The sequence below is a fragment of the Weizmannia acidilactici genome, assembly GCF_008974225.1.
In the GTDB taxonomy this organism is placed as follows: Bacteria; Bacillota; Bacilli; order Bacillales; family Bacillaceae_C; genus Weizmannia; species Weizmannia acidilactici.
The window spans coordinates 1-18,324 of record NZ_BKZR01000031.1 but is presented as its reverse complement, the minus strand read 5'-3'; the positions used below and the strand labels follow the sequence as shown (position 1 = coordinate 18,324).

Genomic DNA, 18,324 nt, shown 5'->3' with positions numbered 1-18,324 from the left:
AGATAGCTGTTCGAAAGTGATATTATATGGGCAGGCCTGCAAAACCAGGAGACGATGATGGAAGCTTGCAAATATAATTATAATTACGATTACTTAAGTTGGGAAGCAAGATGCTCTTAAGGAGCAGGCCTGCGTGATTTTTCATTTAAAAAAAGAACCGGACCTCATTCCGAAGCCCGATTCTCTTATTAACGGATTAAGCCAACCGCATTTTAAAATCTTCGTACCCGAATTCGCGGACGACCTTGCAGTCCCCGTTCCGGTCCCGGATGGCGATGGCCGGGAGCGGCATGCCGTTAAATGTCGTGTTTTTCACCATCGTATAGATGGCCATGTCGCCAAATACAAGCCGGTCGCCTTCTTTTAACGGCCGGTCGAAAGAATAATCCCCGATCGTGTCGCCGGTGAGGCAGGTCTGGCCGCCGAGACGGTACGTATACGGTTTTTCCCCTGGTTCCCCGGACCCGAACAGCGGCGGGCGGTACGGCATTTCGAGCACATCCGGCATATGGCAGGAAGCGGATGTGTCGAGAATGGCAATATCCATGCCGTTTTTCACCGTATCGAGCACTGTCGTGACGAGATAGCCGGCATTCAAGGCAACGGCTTCGCCAGGTTCGAGATATACTTCCAAGCCGTATTGGTCCTGCATCCGTTGAATGCATTTTTCCAGCAAAGGGATATCGTAATCTTCCCTTGTAATATGGTGGCCGCCGCCGAAATTGATCCATTCCATTTGCGGGAGCCACTCGCCGAACTTTTGTTCAACAGCATTCAAAGTTGTTTCCAAATCATCCGCGTTTTGCTGGCAGAGGGTGTGGAAATGCAGCCCGGAAACGCCGTCCAGCAATTCGGGACGGAAATGTTCTTTTGTCACGCCGAAGCGGGATCCCGGGGAACACGGGTCATAAATGGCGTGGCCGACCTGGGTGGAACATTCCGGATTGATGCGCAGGCCGATCTTTTTGCCGGCTTTCAGCACTTTATCCTTAAATTTCTCGAGCTGCGAGAAGGAATTAAAAATAATATGGTCACAGATCGAGATAATTTCATCGATTTCATCATCACGGTAGGCAGCCGAAAAAACATGGTTTTCTTTACCCATTTCCTCATAGCCGAGGCGGGCTTCATACAGGCCACTTGCCGTTGTGCCGCTTAAGTACTTCCCAATGAGCGGATACAGCGTATACATCGAAAAAGCTTTCTGGGCCAAGACAATTTTGCATCCGGTCCGTTTCATGACGCCATTTAAAATTTTCAGGTTGTTTTCAAGTTTCTTTTCATCAATGACATAGCACGGGGTTGGCAGTTGTTCGATCTTCATCAGTCCACAAGCTCCGGATCAAAGCTTTCTTTCCACGGCAGGCCCCATTTGTTCAGGGCTTCCATGAACGGGTCCGGATCAAACTCTTCGATGTTGTAGACGCCTTTGTAATCCCATGTGCCGGTCATCAGCATCATTGCGCCGATCATTGCCGGAACGCCGGTCGTATAAGAAACCGCCTGCGAACCCACTTCTTTGTAGCAGGCTTCGTGGTCGCACACATTGTACAAATAGTATGTTTTGTCTTTGCCATCTTTTTTTCCGCGGAAGATGCAGCCGATATTCGTTTTGCCTTTTGTGCGCGGGCCGAGTGAAGCGGGATCCGGCAGCACAGCTTTTAAGAACTGGAGCGGCACGATTTGTTTGCCTTCGAATTCAATCGGTTCAATGGAAGTCATGCCGACATTTTCGAGGCATTTCAGGTGCGTCAGGTAGCTCTCGCTGAATGTCATGAAGAAACGGATCCGCTTGATGCCCGGGATGTTCAGCGCGAGGGATTCAATTTCTTCATGGTGCAACAAATACATATCCCGCTCGCCGATTTCAGGGAAGTTGTAAACGCGCTTGATTTCCATCGGCTTCGTTTCGACCCACTTGCCGTTTTCCCAGTAGCTGCCGTTTGCAGAAACTTCGCGGATGTTGATTTCCGGATTGAAGTTTGTTGCGAACGGGTAGCCATGGTCTCCGGCATTGCAGTCCAAAATATCAATATACTCAATTTCATCGAAATGGTGTTTCAACGCATAGGCGGAAAAAACGCCGGTCACGCCCGGGTCAAAGCCGCTCCCCAAAAGTGCGGTAATGCCGGCTTCTTTAAAGCGTTCGCGGTAAGCCCACTGCCATTTGTATTCAAACTTTGCCGTATCCTCGGGTTCGTAGTTGGCTGTATCGAGATAGTTTGTTTTTGTGGCGAGGCAAGCTTCCATGATGGTTAAATCCTGGTATGGCAACGCCAAGTTCATGACAACATCCGGTTTTTCTTTTTCAATTAGAGCAATCAGCTCTTCCACATGATTGGCATCCACTTGCGCCGTGGTGACTTTCGTTTTGCCGCCGTCCAGTTTTACTTTTAACGCATCACATTTCGATTTTGTCCGGCTTGCAATGCAGATTTCTTCAAATACTTCGCTGTTTTGGCAACATTTATAGGCAGCTACCGAGGCCACGCCGCCGCAACCGATAATCAATGCTTTTCCCATTCTCTTATCTCCTTCAAAATAGATTTTAAACTTGTGGCATGCCGGAAAAAGGCAAACAAAAAAGCAAGTGCAGATCGCGGGCCCGCGCACAACACTTGCTTCATAAAAATCATCATATTAAAAAAGCATACGAATATCCGGGATAAACGGATATCCATCTGCCATAAAAGTCCTGGGACATTATGGAAGAAAGCTTTTTAATATTCAAATCGGATCAGAGTCTATATAGCAAATAATTACTTTTACCACTCTTATTGATCGTTTCACAAGTTGATGTGCACACGCACCGGTTGTAAAGTAACCAACTTATAAAATTTGAGCTTCCAACTCAATCAATAAGGCAACCAAAAGTTGCCGATTCGGCATTTGACCCGGCTGTCCGTATGGCCTTAACTTCCTTGGTCAAAATTATCTGCTTGGAAAGACTCTTGACGTTGAATATTCGCTTTCCAAATCATACTCTTCTATCCTATCAGCATGCAGGCAAAATAGCAAGGAGAAATTTTTTCAGTATGTGTCAAGTTTTTCTCGACATCGTTTAAAAATCAGTGATGTCCAGCCACTCTTTTTGTACGCTTTTGGCTACCGCACTTTGCTTGCTTCCCTGGATAAGGGCAATCCAAAAAGCCTTTAAACCGGGAATATGGGCACCTCTTTTTGATGATCGCGAAATTTACTCGCTTTCCGCAAGCGTCGCGAGCCTCCTCGCTCGTCCCTCAAGCACACTGGGTCTCTTCTTGCTCGCTTTTCCCGCAGGAGTCTCAGAAATTAGCGATCATTATATATCCTCAGCTTTTTATAGGATGTTGGAATTGCCCCTTATCCAGGTGAAGATATGACAACCTAAAAATCTTGCTTAAATTCCCTATTGCCGATGAAGTGCTTGTATACAGGCTGATCGATCCCTATTTTTCCCTCGAAAAATATTTTACACATACGGCATAAAATATGGTGCCCCTCGGCATGGGGATCACGGTTTCGGGCTTCTGCGTGATGTCGCCAATATGAATGATTTGCTGGCGGCGGACGGCCACAATATGTAAAAGAAACAGCCAATGTTTTGTTGGCCGGCCGCCGACTATTTATTTTCTTCCTCGATCCATACGGAAACGCTGCCCCCGTTGGCCGGGAACCTGGCAAAGCCTTCTTCTTCGATCGTAATTTTCTCCTTCCTTGCACCTGTTACATCCACCCAAATTTCCCCGGCGCGTTCTTTTCCGACAAACATTCTTTTTTCCCCGCCGTTACCGTTTGAAATGACAACAGCACAGCCTGAATGCGGCAGTTCCGAAACGCCGCGGCGCACCCAACCAATCGTATTTGGGTGGTCAAAATAGTCATCCTGTTCGCCGTAAACTTTTTCCAGGCGCACATATAATAGCGGCGCAATAGCATCTTTCTTGCCCGGAATCGGATGGTCTCCGTCGATTCCGTAAAAGTCCCCGTAAAATACACACGGGTAGCCGTCTTTCCGGAGAAGAATCAGGGAATAAGCACTCTGCTTAAACCAGTCTTCCACCCATGATTCAAGGGATTCGCTCGGCTGCGAATCATGGTTGTCGACAAAAGTGACGGCATTCAGCGGGTGTGTTTGGACGAGTGTTTCATCGAAAATGGTTGTTAAGTCAAAATCCCTTCCCTTAATGGAAGCATCGCGCAATTTATAATGCAGCGCGACATCGAACAGGTCGATTTTAAATTCTACATGGTCCAAATATTTTTGGCATGCTTCCAGCTGCGGGTTCCAAAACTCGCCGACAAAATAAAAATTTTTCCCGCGGTGCGCCATTAATTCGGAGGCAAAATCGCGGATAAAATCAAAATTGATATGTTTAATGGCATCGAGCCGGTAACCGTCGCAGCTGGTCGTATCGGCAAGCCATTTGCCCCATTCAATCATTTCCCTTTTGACGTCCGGATGGTTGTAGTCAATATCGGCGTACATCAAGTAATCGAAATTTCCGAATTGGCTGTCCACATTCTCGTTCCAATGCTTATTTTCGCCGACAATGCGGAAAATGCCATTCCGCCCGGTCCGCTGGTCATAATCCACGCCGCTGAAATGGTTGAAATTCCATTTGAAAGAAGAATACTGGCCGTGCCGGTTTTCGAAATTGAATTTCGTCCATCCTTCTATTTCAAACGGTTCTGAGATCTCTTTATTCCGGTCCATTGGGTCGACTTCCACTACCTGAAAAGCTTAGGTTTCATCCGCCCCCGCTTTGTGGTTCATGACCACGTCGATATAGACGCAAATTTCATGCTCGTGGCATGCCCGGATGGCCTCATGCAGTTCCTGTTTGGTTCCGTACTTCGTTCTGACCGTGCCTTTCTGGTCGAATTCACCGAGGTCATAATGGTCATAGACGCCATAGCCGTTGTCTTCGGCTGACTGCCCTTTTGTGACAGGCGGAAGCCACACGGAATCAATCCCGCCCGCTTTTAATTCGGGTGCCAGCTCTTTCAGGCGGTTCCAATGTTTTCCGTCCGCTTTCGTGTTCCATTCAAAAAACTGCATGATCGTATGATTCCGTTCCAAAAGAATTCCCCTTCCGAAAGAAAGAATAGATTGATGATGGGCTTAGTATAATTTTTTATAAAAAATATTCAATAAATTAAGATTTTAATGGCAAAAAAGTCCCGGATCAAAGCTGTTAATTAAATTAGGGTACTATTCCCGGTTTTACCCCGGGAAATCATCTTTTAAAAAGACACAAAAACCCGTTAAAGAACGGGCCTGGTCATTTACGCGGCGATTCTCCCGAAAAATCCTTGCCAAAATACGGTTATAATACGGTTTGCAGCCGTTTCGGCAGAAGGGAACAGGCGGGATCCGTCGGCCTGTTTATGGTTTCCGGTTTTAATGAGGGCGAGATAGGCATAGGCGGCAAACGTTTTACAACCTTATTGTTAATACGGAAGGAAAAGATGCGGATGTAAAAGGAGCGTTGGAAAAGCTTTTGTTTGTTGACGAGGTGACAGGTCCGGAATACGGGAAGAATAAACATTATGAGTTTTATGAAGTTTCCTTGAAGCAAAATCCATATGACAAAAAATCGATTGAATCGATTCCGAAGATCAAAAAACAGGCAGTAAAGGCTTTGCAAGATGCGGGCGTGGCAGGAACCAGCCATCTTTGGATCGGCGGGGTGACGTCTTCCCTTTATGATACGGCCAACACGACGGAAAGGGATATGAAAATATTATGCCGTTTGTCATTTTGATCATTGCGGCGCTTGTATTTGCGTTCGCTTGTCGCCATGGTGTACTTGATTGTGACGGTGTTCTTGTCTTATGTTTCCGCTTTGGGTGCCGGCTGGCTCCTCATCCATTACGGTTTGGGCATTCCGGCCATCCAGGATTTGATTCCGTTCTATGCCTTTGTCTTTCTTGTCGGGTTTGGGGAAGATTACGATATCTTTATGATTTCAAGCATTTGGAAAAATAAACAGCGGCTGCCGCACAAGCGTGCAATTGTGCTCGGTGTGACGGAAACAGGCGCTGTCATTACATCAGCAGGGCTCATTCTTGCCGGCACGTTTGCGGTGTTGACCGTCCTTCCGATCCAGATTTTATTGCAATTCGGGATTGTCACCGCCATCGGTGTCCTGCTGGATACGTTTGTCGTCCGCCCGCTCCTGGTGCCGGCGATTACAACGGTGCTCTGCCGCTATGCGTTCTGGCCGGGGAAATTGTTTGAAAAAGAAGAAGAACCGTTAAAAAGCACAGAATAACTGCTGACCCCTTCTATGTATGATTCGCAGGCGTTCGGAGATACTTCTCCATAAAGACGCCATTCATAGAAGGGGATTTTTACTGTGAAATATCATCAAACGTTTAAACAGGCTGTCCGCCATCAGCAGGAAAAGCAGGCAAGAAAGGGGAAAGGGCGCGGACTTCCATGGTGGCAGCTTTCCCTGATTGGCATCGGCTCCATTATCGGTGCGGGGTTTTTCCTCGGCACTGGGCTGTCGATCCGCCTTGCCGGTCCGTCCATTTTAATCGGCTATTTGTTTGCCGGGGTAACGGCGTATTTTGTGTTCAGCGCGCTCGCAGAAATGACGGTTAATGACCCTCAGCCGGGCTCGTTCCGGACATACGCGAAAAAAGCATTCGGCAGTCCGTACGGTTTTGTCATCGGCTGGATGTACTGGCTGTCCGGCATTCTGATCATGTCGAGCGAAATTGTCGCCCTTTCCACTTTTACGCAATTTTGGTTTCCGCATACCCCGCTTTGGATTTTTACGATTGTATTTGCCCTCCTTGGCTTTGGCATCAATTTGATGGGCATGCAAAATTTCGGGAAAATTGAATCGCTGTTTGCGATGATTAAATTATCGACATTGGTCGTTTTCATTGTTTTCGGCGTGCTGTTTTTACTGGGCGCCATCCATCCGTCGGCGGGCAATACGGTCAGGTCGCCGGGGAACTTTCAGCTTTTTCCGAACGGCATCACAGGGCTGTGGTCTGCGCTGATTTTTATCTTTTTTTCCTTCGGCGGTATGGAAGTGGTCGGTGTGGCATCCGCTGAGCTGAAAAATCAAAAAGATATTCCGAAAACCGGATACGGCCTTTTGATCACGCTTGTCGCCATATATGTGCTATCTTTGCTGTTTGTCGTGCTGATGGCAGGTTGGCGGGCGGTCAATGCTTCGGAAAGCCCGTTTGTGACGGCATTATCGGCTTTCCATATTCCTTATCTCGATTCCATATTCAACGTGATTATTATCAGTGCTGCGTTTTCCACAATGGTCGGCGCGCTGTTTTCCATTACACAGATTTTAGTGGCGCTTGCCGATGACGGGGACGCGCCGAAAAAGCTGGAAGAGAAAAATAAAAGAGGGGTGGCCATTTATGCTTTGCTGCTGACGGCTGCAGGGCTTGCGGTTTCCGTACTGTTTTCCTTCCTACTGCCAAAAACACTGTATGAATATGTCACGACCGCGGCAGGTGTACTCTTGATTTTAAACTGGGTCAATATTTTGGCTTCCCATATTAAATTGCATCCGACGTATGCGCGGAAACAGGGAACGTATAAGGTATTTGGTTATCCCTTCACTTCCTTTGCCGGGATCGCCTTTATATTGGCGGTGATTTCAGGCGGGCTTCTGCACAGAAACGAAAGGATCGGCCTGCTCGTCAGTTTCGGCCTGATGTTTGCCATTTTCCTGTGCAGCAAATGGATGCGCCGCAGAAACCGCGCAGCAACGCCCCGCCCGGAACCGGATGGGCCTGTTTTTGAATAGGATGAAAAGGATTAATATTGAAACCCGATTTCAAGCTTTTTGTACGATTGATCCCGGGTAATGGAACCGGTATGTCGGAAAGCAACCAGACGGCTGCCGTCTACGAAGCGGAAACGAGCCTGTATATAGAAATCGTGATGGTTTTGGCCATCGTCGTGATTGTCGCTGCTTCCCTCGGCCGGCATTTTTCACATCCGCACAGAAAGCTTCTCCCGTGATTAGATCGGCTTGTATTGGTACACTAAAAGATGAACTTTTAAAATGGGAGGAATCACAATGGCAGTACAACAGCTCCACACAGTGGAAGAACTGGAACAATTTGTTCAGGGAAGCGGCAAGCGCCTGCTTTTTAAGCACAGTACAAGATGCCCGATCAGCGCAAAAGCCCACGAAGAATTTCTCGGATTTGTAAAAGAAACGGATATCCCGGCGGCCGAGGTGTTGGTCATTGAAGACCGGCCTGTTTCCAATCACATTGCGGAAACGTTCGGCATCCGGCACGAGTCCCCACAAATTTTTCTCCTTGAAAACGGGGAAGTGCGCTGGAATGAGGACCATGCGAAAATTACACGCGAAGCCATCCAACAAGCCGTACAGTAAAAGGGGGTTTACATGCCCGGCAAAATTTTTTAAAATAGGAACGAAACAACTACCCGATCGGGAGAGGTTCATAGCTCAACCCTCTATAAAAAACTATGGATAAATGGAATGTACCGCCATGTCCATAAAGGATATGGCTTTTTTTCATCTTATTCGGAAAATAAGGGTTCGGGATCTCTCCTGGAAAAAATGGCGGGGAACATTTTTTCGAGGAGGTTTTTTATGGCTGGAAGAAAGCAAGAAGAAGGATTGAAGGATTTAACGCTGCTGGGGAACCAGAAAACAAAATACCCTACGGACTATGATCCGGGTGTATTGGAGGCGGTCAATAACCTGCATGCAGACCGTGATTATTTTGTGAAATTTAACTGCCCGGAATTTACGAGTTTATGCCCGCTTACCGGCCAGCCGGATTTTGCAACGATCTATGTTTCCTATATCCCGGACAAAAAAATCGTTGAAAGCAAATCTTTAAAATTGTATTTGTTCAGTTTCCGAAACCACGGCGATTTTCACGAAGACTGCGTGAATATCATTATGGACGATCTTATCAAGCTGCTTGATCCCCGATATATCGAAGTCTGGGGGAAATTTACACCGCGCGGCGGGATTTCAATCGATCCTTGGTGCAATTACGGGAAACCGGGAACAAAATACGAAGAAATGGCCCATTACCGCTTGATGAACCATGACATGTATCCCGAAAAAGTGGATAACCGGTAAGGGGGGACAAGGATGAATGCTTATTTGAACGGGATATTTGTCGGGCTCTTGATTTTATCGAACATCGTATCCGTTAAGCTTTTCCATATCGGTGATGCGATTGTGCTGCCGGCCGCCGCCGTTATTTATATTTTTACTTATCCGCTTGTTGATGTGACTGTGGAAGTTTACGGGAAAAAAGCAGGCAGGGCGACGGTCCAGGCCGGGTTTATTACACAGATTTTGGCGATGATTTTTATTCTGATCACGATCCATCTGCCTGCAGCGCCTGCATTCGGGCACCAGGATGCGTTTGAAACGATTTTAAGCGGCAGTTTCCGTGTCATTCTTGCCAGCCTCGTTTCCTATATCATCAGCCAAAACCTGGATGTGTTCGTCTTCAATAAATTGAAGAAAAAGCACGGCAGAAAAAAGCTGTGGCTGCGCAACAATGCTTCTACAATGCTGAGCCAATTGATTGATACATCCATTTTTATTACCATTGCTTTTTACGGAACGGTGCCGGTCCGGGTACTCGGGACGCTGATTTTTACCCAATATATATTTAAATTTGCGGCTTCCATTGTGATGACACCGGTCGTTTATTTGCTTGTCGGCATGATACGCAAAGCCAAGAAAGATAGTGATCCACAGGTTGGCCGGGAAGTGCTTGAAAAAATTTAATGTTTCGCCCCGCTCGATTGGCGGGGTTTTACAATTTTGTGAATTGGGAGCGGTTTCCTTTGTGTGTTGATCGGCCCGGAGTAAAATAAAATTGCGGCATTTTTTAATCCCGAAACAGAAAGGAAGTCTTCTTCATGAGCATGGTTTTACATGATATGAAACATGCAGTAGATGAACAGTACAAGCTTTATATCGGCGGCAAATGGGTTGAAGGGACAAGCGGGAGGAAAATCACAAGTTACAATCCGGGCAATGGCGAAAAACTGTCGGAGTTTGTCGATGCAAGCCATGCAGATGTGGATGCTGCTGTTGAAGCGGCAACGGAAGCTTTGCAATCCTGGAAAAAGACTAGCATTCTTGAAAGAAGCCAAATGCTGTTGAAAATAGCGGATTTGATCGATGAAAATGCGGAACATCTCGCTTTGGTCGAAACGCTCGATAACGGCAAGCCTTTAAGGGAAACAAAAGGGATTGACATTCCTTTAAGCGCCGACCATTTTCGCTATTTTGCCGGCGTGATTCGCTCGGAAGAAGGAACGGCAAAAGCATTGGATGAAGAAACGATCACGATCAACTTGAAAGAGCCGATCGGCGTTGTCGGGCAGATTGTCCCTTGGAACTTCCCGCTTTTGATGGCAGCGTGGAAAATTGCGCCGGCGATTGCGGTGGGTAACACGGTTGTCATCCATCCGTCATCCTCCACATCGCTCAGCCTTTTGGAACTGGCAAAGCTTTTGGATCAAGTGCTGCCGGCCGGGGTTGTGAATGTCGTTACAGGCAGAGGGTCGGATTCCGGGAATTATATGCTGGAACACCCGGGCTTCAGCAAATTGGCGTTTACCGGTTCAACAGAAGTCGGCTACACAGTGGCAAAAGCGGCTGCTGATAAATTAATCCCGGCAACTTTGGAACTGGGCGGCAAATCGGCCAATATTATTTTTGATGATGCACCATGGGAACAAGCACTTGAAGGGGCACAACTCGGCATTTTGTTCAACCAGGGCCAGGTCTGCTGCGCCGGGTCGCGGATTTTTGTGCAGGAAGGCATTTATGATAAGTTCCTGGCTGCTTTAAAAGAAGCTTTCGAAAAAATCAAAGTCGGCCTGCCGTGGGAAGACGGTGTGCAAATGGGCGCGCAAATTAACGAACGGCAGCTTGAAAAAATATTGGAATATGTGGAAATCGGCCAAAAAGAAGGCGCCCGGCTTGTAACGGGCGGACGCAGATTGACGGAAAACGGCCTGGATCAAGGCTTCTTTATGGCGCCGACCATACTGGCGGATGCCACAAATGATATGCGGATTGCACAGAAAGAAATTTTCGGCCCTGTCGCAACCGTCATTAAATTTAAGACTGAGGAAGAAGTCATCCGCATGGCGAATGATTCGGAATACGGCCTTGGCGGCGCGGTCTGGACGGCCAATTTCAACCGCGCTATGAGGGTAGCGCGCTGCGTCGAAACCGGGCGCATGTGGATCAATACGTATAACCAACTGCCTGCCGGCGCCCCGTTCGGCGGCTATAAAAAATCCGGTATCGGCCGTGAAACGTATAAGAGCATTTTGGATGCCTACACGCAAACGAAAAACATATTCATCAATTTGAAAGAGTCTCCATACGGATTATATTAAAAAGCAAGAAAACCCGTTGGGAAATTCATTTTCCTCAACGGGTTTTCTTCGTTTCAGACTATGTTTTTGCAGTGGGGCTTGGCTTCTCCCTCGTTTTTTTTCGAATTGCCGATTTCAGGTCGTTTTTCGCTGATTTAAATGATGTTACCGCCGATTTCTCGGGGAAGTCCGCTGATTCTTCTGCCGCTGATTCCGAAAAAAGGAAGTCCTTTTGATCATTGAGAAATTCACTCGCTTTGGAGCCCCGCCTGATCCGCTTTTCTTGCAGGAGTCCCGTAAATTTTGCCATTCCACGGTTTACCGACTTTTAGGATATTACAGCTTTTCGACAACGCGGATGCCGGATTCCCCTGCAATCAGCGCTTTATTGGCTACACCGACGAACAAAGAGGTGTCCACGACGCCCGCGATATGATTCAAATCATGGTCAAGCTGCTTAATGTTTTGAACATTCGAAAACCGGACATCCATGAGTAGGTGTCCGTAATCCGATACGGTAATACCGTCTTTTGCATTGCTTCGCCTCAAACAAGGTTCCCCGCCGAGCACGCGGACTTCCTTTTCAACATACGAAAGCGCATCTTCTAAAATCTCAAGGCAGACTGGATGCTTAAAAGCCAGCGTTTCTGCAAATTTGCTTTCGTCTGCGAGCAATATGTATGTGTCTGCCATGGTACCGATTAATTTTTCTTTCGTATGGATGCCGCCGCCGCTTTTTAAGGCATGGAGCTGTGCATCCACTTCGTCGCACCCGTCAAAAGCAATAGCAATGCGGTCCACCGAAAAAGTCGGGATAACATGCAGCCCCTTTTCCAGGCAGCGCATTTTTGTTTGGAAAGAAGGCGTAACAACTCTGACATCGAGTTTTTCTATCCGAATCAAATCAATCAGGTGTGAAATGGTGCTGCCACCACCAAGGCCTATTACTGTGTTGTTTTGAATATAACCCAAAGCTGCTTTGGCACAGTTTTTTTTCATTTCTGCTCCATCCATGGAATCCGTCCTCCTTTAACCGATTGTAATGATACCATTTTCGGCTTTTTCCTGCAGGCTGTTGATAATCTGGACGCCCGAACTTGTGCCGATCCGCTCGGCCCCGGCTTCAATCATGGCCAGGAAAGTTTCGGCATCCCGTATCCCGCCGGCTGCTTTTACTTTTATTTCATCCCCGACGATTTCTTTCATCAGCCGGACGTCGTCTATGTTTGCCCCGCCTGTGCCGAATCCGGTTGATGTTTTAATAAAGTCCGGTTTTACCTTTTTAGCGATCCGAGCGAGCATTTCAATTTCATGTTTTTCCAAGTAGCAATTTTCAAAAATGACCTTCGAGATGACGCCTTCCTGCTTGCAAATGCCGACAATGGTTTCCATCTCTTTTTCGATGTAGCGGTAATTTTTGTTTTTCAGTTCAGAGAGATTGACGACATAGTCGATTTCATCCGCGCCGTCTTCAATCGCATCAGATGTTTCAAAAGCTTTCGTTTCTATTGTCGTTTGCCCGAGCGGAAACGAAATGGCCGCCCCGACATGGATATCCGTGCCTTGCAAAAATGTTTTGCAGAGGGCGGTTTGGACGGAGTTGATGGCGACCATTTTAAAATGGTACTGGCGCGCTTCATCACAAAGTTTTTTCATCGTCGTTCCGTCTGCGTACGGTTTTAAATTCGTATGGTCAATCATTTGGGCCAGCTGGTCAATCGTGTAGACCGTCATTTTTTTCATTCCTTTCTTTGGAAATGTCTATTTTTATCATAACGTAAACGGGGCGTGCCGGTTTTGTCTATTTTGTGGTATCAGGAGAAAAAATGCAACCGCTTTAAAAATGTGTACTAATATTTATTAAATATTGACTAATACAGTTTTGTGTATTTAAGTTAATTTGTTTATTTTTAAGTGCAAAAACCTTGTTTTTACTATGATTATAGGTTTAATATATAAATGTAAACTTTTTGTGACCATTATAGTACAGTTTGTATTCATACTATAACAGTTTGTGCGGACATGTCCGGAAAATTGTTTAATTTTGCATCCGGGAGGAAAACTAACGGGAAAGAAGGGATTTGAAAAAGCTTTTGGTGCACAAATGAAGGAAAGGAAATTTTTAGTCAGCTGTTTGGGGATTTTCTAGAACATTACGACAGAAGGGGATAAAACATGGCAAAAACAATTGCAGATTTGCTGATTGATTCATTATTAAATGCAGGTGTGAAAAGAATTTACGGGATTGTTGGGGATTCGCTGAACGCGGTGCTCGACTCAGTAAGGCGTTCGGGCCGGATCGAGTGGATTGGTGTGCGCCACGAAGAAGTTGCAGCTTTTGCGGCCGGCGCTGATTCTTTGCTCAATAACAGCATTGCGGTTTGCGCAGGTAGCAGCGGCCCGGGAAACCTTCATTTGATCAACGGCCTTTATGATTGCAACCGGTCGCGCATTCCGGTGCTGGCGATTGCTGCCCATATTCCGAGCAGCGAAATCGGGAGCGAATATTTCCAACAAACGCGCCCTGAACTGATTTTCAAAGACTGTGCCCATTTTGTTGAAACTGTACAGCGCCCGGAACAAATGCCGCTGATGGTCAATATGGCAATGCAGCAGGCAATTGCAAAACAAGGTGTTTCGGTACTCGTTCTTCCTGGCGATGTTGCCGGTTTGGACGACAATGCGGCTGTTCCTGAAGTTCCGGTCCATGTGGCAAAACCGGTTGTCAGGCCGTCGGATGAAGATCTCAATCGACTGGCTGCCTATTTAAATGAAGGCAAAAAAGTTACGCTGCTTTGCGGTGCAGGCTGTGCAGGCGCCCATGACCAAATCATGGAACTGTGCAACAAGCTGAAATCTCCGATGGTTGTAGCTTTGCGCGGAAAAGAATTTTTGGAATATGATAATCCTTACTACGCCGGTTTGACAGGCTTGATCGGGTATTCTTCCGGCTATGACGCGATGATGGAATGCGATACGCTTCTTATGCTTGGAACGGACTTCCCGTACCGCCAATTCTATCCGAAAAATGCGAAAGTCCTGCAGGTGGATATCCGTTCTGAACATTTAGGCCGCCGTACCCCGCTTACACTCGGGGTTGTCGGGGATGTAAAAGACACTGTTGAAGCTTTACTCCCATTGATTGAAGAAAAGAATAACAGCAAGCACCTGGATAAACATGTCAAAGCCTACCAGAAAGTAAGGGAAGGTCTTGATGAGCTTGCAGTGGGCAAACCAGGGCGCAAACCGATCCACCCGCAATATTTAACAAAACTTGTAAGTGATTTGGCGGACGAGGATGCTGTGTTCACCTGCGATGTCGGCACGCCGACTTTATGGGCAGCGCGTTATTTGCAGATGAACGGTAAACGGCGTTTGCTCGGTTCGTTTAACCACGGGACGATGGCCAATGCGCTTCCGCAGGCGATCGGTGCGGCCATTGCGCAGCCGGGCCGGCAGGTTGTTGCGCTTTGCGGCGACGGCGGATTATCCATGTTAATGGGTGACCTTTTAACACTCCGCCAGCATAAATTGCCGGTTAAAGCGGTTGTATTTAACAACACGGCATTAAGCTTCGTTGAACTGGAAATGAAAGCAGCCGGTTATCCGGAAACCGGAACAGGCCTTGACAGCCCGAACTTCGCAGCCATTGCCGAAGCGATGGAAATGAAAGGGATCCGTGTGGAAGACCCGGCTGATCTTGAAGGGGCGTTGCGCGAAGCATTTGAACATGACGGTCCTGCCATTATTGACGTTGCCGTAAACCGCCAGGAATTGTCCTTGCCGCCGAAAATTACGTATGAACAGGCGCACGGCTTTACGCTCTGGATGCTGAAAGCCGTCTTAAACGGCCGCGGTAATGAGCTGATTGAATTGGCGAAAACGAATTTGATCCGATAAGCATCAGAAAAAGGCCCGGTATCCGAAATGGAGCCGGGCTTTTGTCATGTTTCTAACGGAGATATTTTTCTTTCAGCACTTTTATGTGATGAAGCTCATGCCCTGCGATGACATAAGCGATCCCCCGCACGGTCATCTCCGCTTCATTGGCGGTTCCTTTCCGCATCCAGGCATTTCCATCCAGCCCTTTGAGCAGATGCAAAGTGGCTTGCCGGACAGCTGCGAAGTGATCAATCAAATCAGCAAATGGCTGTTCGTCAAATGCTGCATTGGCCACATAAAGATCCTGGTCAAATCCCGGGAGTGACACGGTTTCCCCGCGGGCAATGCTGAGCAGCCGGTAAGCCATGATACGTTCTGTATCTGCCATATGCCCCACTACTTGCTTCATGCTCCATTTTCCCGGTGCATAACGGTATGAGGCCTGTTCTTCTGATATTTTTTTCAATAAGCTAACAGTATTATGGATTTGTGTTTCTAAAATTTCAGTAATGGCTCCATCAGGTACAAGGCTTACATATGCTGCATAGTAAGCCGCATACTCGGTTGGATCCGGCCGGTTTGGCATTGCTCCTCATCCTTTCTTCATAACGGAATGGTACAATTATAATATAATTTCCGCGAATATTGGCAAAAGCTGAACTTTTAATTACAAAAATAGGCGCCTCATTCCTAAGATGAATAAAGCACCCTGTAGCCTTGTTTAATGCCCGCGATGTTTTTCTTTTGCTTTTTTCTTTTTTATTTCTCTTTTGAGCTTCTTCTTTTTTTCTTTTTTCTCCCGATAAATCCTCTTCTTCTCTTGTTTTCTTTTTTCGTACTCCATTTGAATAGCCTGTTGCGCGTAGGTAGAGACGCCTTTAGTTTTCATTTCCTTCGAAACTTGGCGCGCAAGGCGTTTTGGATTGACCTTCCTTTTGTAGCTTCCTTCCAATGCTACGCTTTGTGTAAGCTTTTGAATGAAATCAGCTAAATGATTATGGACAAAATCAAGAATCTCCTCGTCTTTTGGCTCATTGCCAAACACGAACCGGCCGGCCTTTAAGTGATTTTCACCTTCAACGAATTCAATCACGCCCACCCAAAACGGTTCTTCGTAAAAAACAACAGTTAACTTCATATAAATCCCCCTCTTAAATAAAGAAGGAACGATGGACATCCCGAGGGGGGGAAGGTTACTGGCATTTCATTAATGCGTTTGGACTACCAACCAAACTGTGTTTTTACGTTCCTCAGCTATTATATCAAGATTTCAAAACGAACCAAATAGATGCCAGTAAAAATTTTTATAATTGGGACTTTTTTGCCGGGAGTATTCCCTCAACCGGTCCGGGCAAACAGCCAGCACCATAGCTGACAGCATTCCGGAAACCAGGGCATTTTTTAGTTGATGGTAAAACATGAAAGGGTAATAAAAACTTAAGGGATGTCCCCTGGTCAGATACTGACTTTCGAGACATCCCCGTGTGTTCATTCATTTGCCAATTTAAAGATATTCAGCAGCTTAAAGAAGAGGCTTAAGATGATGGCGACGACGGTTGCGAGGCCCATTCCGCTTAAAGAGGCAGTACCGATATTGATTGTTGCGCCGCTTAAGCCAACAGCCAAAACAACACAGGTCAAAATTAGATTTTGCGATTTTCCGTAGTCCACTTTTTGTTCCACGAGCATCCGCAAACCGCTTGCCGCAATGACACCGAACAACAGCAGGGAAATACCGCCCATCACCGGCTGCGGAATCGACGAAATCAGCGCCGCGAGTTTCCCGCAGAAGGAAAGGATAATGGCAATCACCGCAGCTCCGCCGATTACCCATGTCGAATATACGCGCGTAATGGCGAGCACCCCGATATTTTCACCGTAAGTCGTATTTGGCGTCGCGCCGACAAAACTGGAGATGATGGTGGAAATCCCGTTCCCCATCAATGACCGGTCAAGGCCCGGCTCTTTTGTCAAATCCTTTTTGACAATATTGCCCGTCACGATTAAATGACCGATATGTTCCGGAATGATGACGAGCGCCGCCGGAATAATGATCATAATGTCGGACCAGTTGAATTGAATCGGGTAGTAAGTCGGCAAAGAAATCCAGGCCGCTTTATGGACGGCCGAGAGATCAACGATGCCGAACGCCAAAGAAATCAGGTAGCCGCATATAATGCCGATTAGGATCGGGATGATTTTTAAAAAACCGCGTAGTGTAACCCAGCAGACGACCGTTATCGCCAGCGTCAATAGCGAAACGGTAATCGTCTGCGGATCCGGGCTCCAGTTTTTTACGGATGCATCAGAATTAACAAGACCCGCCATCTGTGCTGCAGTCGGGACAAGCTGAAGCCCGATAACGGCCACGATCGCGCCCATTGCGGCAGGCGGGAAGACAACATCGAGCCAGGCGGTTCCGGCCAGCTTAATAATGAGTGCAACAAGCACAAGGATAATGCCGACAAACAGGAAGCCGCCCAATGCATAGCTGTAGCCGTGGATGCCCGAATATTTTGCCAGTACTGCGAAAACCGGTGAAATGAAAGCAAAGCTGGACCCGAGATAAGCCGGGATTTTCCCTTTTGTAATGAAGATATAAAGCAGCGTCCCGATTCCGTTCATTAATAAAATAGTCGCAGGATCGACTTTAAACAATACAGGGACGAGGACCGTTGAACCGAACATCGCAAACAAATGCTGGAAACTCAGCGGCAGGCTTTTGAGAAACGGCAGTTTTTGGTCGACTTGAATTTCGTGCTGTTCCATGTTTTTCTCCCCTCATGTAATATGAAAATTTTAAGATACGAATTTCCGGAAAAGCCTTTTGTTTCTTTTTTGATGAATGCCCTTTTTGCATAAATAAAGCACCTTGCCCAAAGTAAGGCAAGGTGCAGGCATGCACACATTTATCCGGAACCTTGCCAGCCTCACGGGACTGTTTTTAAAGGTAAATATTCATCTTTTCTTAGCTATTATGGCAGTTTCACAGGGGTTTGTCAATTCTTTTTTAAACAGGGTATGTGTCAAGTTTTTCTCGACACTGTTTAAATATCGGGTACACTTTCGGCTACCGT

The 18,324-nt window shown here is 46.9% G+C and carries 15 protein-coding genes, 2 pseudogenes and 1 riboswitch; of the genes and pseudogenes, 8 read left to right on the top strand and 9 right to left on the bottom strand.

The window, feature by feature from the left end; all coding sequences use genetic code 11:
- Window positions 1-196: 196 nt before the first annotated feature.
- The 3 genes and pseudogenes from nspC to GBH70_RS11670 form a co-directional block, all read right to left on the bottom strand.
- Complete coding sequence (gene nspC, locus GBH70_RS11680) at window positions 197-1,324, bottom strand: carboxynorspermidine decarboxylase (RefSeq protein WP_151681215.1); 1,128 nt, start codon at window positions 1,322-1,324, stop codon at window positions 197-199.
- Window positions 1,324-2,523, bottom strand: coding sequence for a saccharopine dehydrogenase family protein (locus GBH70_RS11675; RefSeq protein WP_151681214.1), 1,200 nt, complete (start codon window positions 2,521-2,523; stop codon window positions 1,324-1,326). Before GBH70_RS11675 ends, nspC begins: the two co-directional genes overlap by 1 nt.
- Before the next feature lie 1,078 nt (window positions 2,524-3,601).
- Window positions 3,602-5,062 (bottom strand): annotated as a pseudogene (locus GBH70_RS11670) (alpha-amylase).
- A 364-nt stretch (window positions 5,063-5,426) separates the two neighbouring features.
- Here GBH70_RS11670 and GBH70_RS11665 point away from each other — a divergent pair.
- From GBH70_RS11665 to GBH70_RS11635, 7 genes and pseudogenes are all read left to right on the top strand, one after another.
- Window positions 5,427-6,257 (top strand): annotated as a pseudogene (locus GBH70_RS11665) (MMPL family transporter); the annotation flags it as partial.
- Window positions 6,258-6,341: 84 nt separating this feature from the next.
- Window positions 6,342-7,769, top strand: a complete 1,428-nt coding sequence (locus tag GBH70_RS11660) for an amino acid permease (protein ID WP_151681213.1) — start codon at window positions 6,342-6,344, stop codon at window positions 7,767-7,769.
- Window positions 7,770-7,786: 17 nt separating this feature from the next.
- Window positions 7,787-7,987, top strand: a complete 201-nt coding sequence (locus GBH70_RS11655) for a hypothetical protein (protein ID WP_151681212.1) — start codon at window positions 7,787-7,789, stop codon at window positions 7,985-7,987.
- Window positions 7,988-8,045: 58 nt separating this feature from the next.
- Window positions 8,046-8,369 carry a bacillithiol system redox-active protein YtxJ gene (ytxJ, locus tag GBH70_RS11650; protein ID WP_151681211.1) on the top strand — a complete coding sequence of 108 codons (324 nt, stop codon included), beginning with the start codon at window positions 8,046-8,048 and terminating at the stop codon, window positions 8,367-8,369.
- Window positions 8,370-8,426: 57 nt separating this feature from the next.
- Window positions 8,427-8,472, top strand: a riboswitch (PreQ1 riboswitch).
- Between the two features lie 119 nt (window positions 8,473-8,591).
- Window positions 8,592-9,092, top strand: a complete 501-nt coding sequence (gene queF / locus GBH70_RS11645; RefSeq protein WP_151681210.1) for a preQ(1) synthase — start codon at window positions 8,592-8,594, stop codon at window positions 9,090-9,092.
- A gap of 12 nt (window positions 9,093-9,104) precedes the next feature.
- Window positions 9,105-9,755 carry a queuosine precursor transporter gene (locus GBH70_RS11640; protein WP_151681209.1) on the top strand — a complete coding sequence of 217 codons (651 nt, stop codon included), beginning with the start codon at window positions 9,105-9,107 and terminating at the stop codon, window positions 9,753-9,755.
- Window positions 9,756-9,889: 134 nt separating this feature from the next.
- Window positions 9,890-11,386, top strand: coding sequence for an aldehyde dehydrogenase family protein (locus GBH70_RS11635; RefSeq protein ID WP_172967475.1), 1,497 nt, complete (start codon window positions 9,890-9,892; stop codon window positions 11,384-11,386).
- 58 nt (window positions 11,387-11,444) lie between these two features.
- Here GBH70_RS11635 and GBH70_RS11630 read toward each other — a convergent pair whose 3' ends face one another.
- From GBH70_RS11630 to deoC, 3 genes are read right to left on the bottom strand one after another with little or no spacing between them, the layout of a single operon-like run.
- The gene (locus GBH70_RS11630; protein WP_151681208.1) at window positions 11,445-11,675 is read right to left on the bottom strand and encodes a hypothetical protein; all 231 of its coding nucleotides are present in this window, start codon (window positions 11,673-11,675) and stop codon (window positions 11,445-11,447) included.
- A 26-nt stretch (window positions 11,676-11,701) separates the two neighbouring features.
- A complete protein-coding gene (gene rpiA / locus GBH70_RS11625; protein WP_151681207.1) occupies window positions 11,702-12,379 on the bottom strand; it encodes a ribose 5-phosphate isomerase A in 678 nt (225 codons plus the stop codon).
- 15 nt (window positions 12,380-12,394) lie between these two features.
- Window positions 12,395-13,099 carry a deoxyribose-phosphate aldolase gene (gene deoC / locus GBH70_RS11620; protein WP_172967476.1) on the bottom strand — a complete coding sequence of 235 codons (705 nt, stop codon included), beginning with the start codon at window positions 13,097-13,099 and terminating at the stop codon, window positions 12,395-12,397.
- A 441-nt stretch (window positions 13,100-13,540) separates the two neighbouring features.
- Between deoC and poxB the strand changes: the two genes are divergently transcribed.
- The gene (poxB, locus tag GBH70_RS11615; protein WP_151681205.1) at window positions 13,541-15,265 is read left to right on the top strand and encodes a ubiquinone-dependent pyruvate dehydrogenase; all 1,725 of its coding nucleotides are present in this window, start codon (window positions 13,541-13,543) and stop codon (window positions 15,263-15,265) included.
- A gap of 52 nt (window positions 15,266-15,317) precedes the next feature.
- Here the strand turns inward: poxB and GBH70_RS11610 are convergent, their stop codons facing one another.
- From GBH70_RS11610 to uraA, 3 genes are all read right to left on the bottom strand, one after another.
- Window positions 15,318-15,833, bottom strand: coding sequence for a DinB family protein (locus tag GBH70_RS11610; protein ID WP_151681204.1), 516 nt, complete (start codon window positions 15,831-15,833; stop codon window positions 15,318-15,320).
- Between the two features lie 135 nt (window positions 15,834-15,968).
- Entirely contained in the window at window positions 15,969-16,385 is a 417-nt protein-coding gene (locus GBH70_RS11605; RefSeq protein ID WP_151681203.1) for a YjdF family protein, read from the bottom strand.
- 350 nt (window positions 16,386-16,735) lie between these two features.
- Window positions 16,736-18,016, bottom strand: a complete 1,281-nt coding sequence (uraA, locus tag GBH70_RS11600) for a uracil permease (protein ID WP_151681202.1) — start codon at window positions 18,014-18,016, stop codon at window positions 16,736-16,738.
- Window positions 18,017-18,324 lie beyond the last annotated feature (308 nt).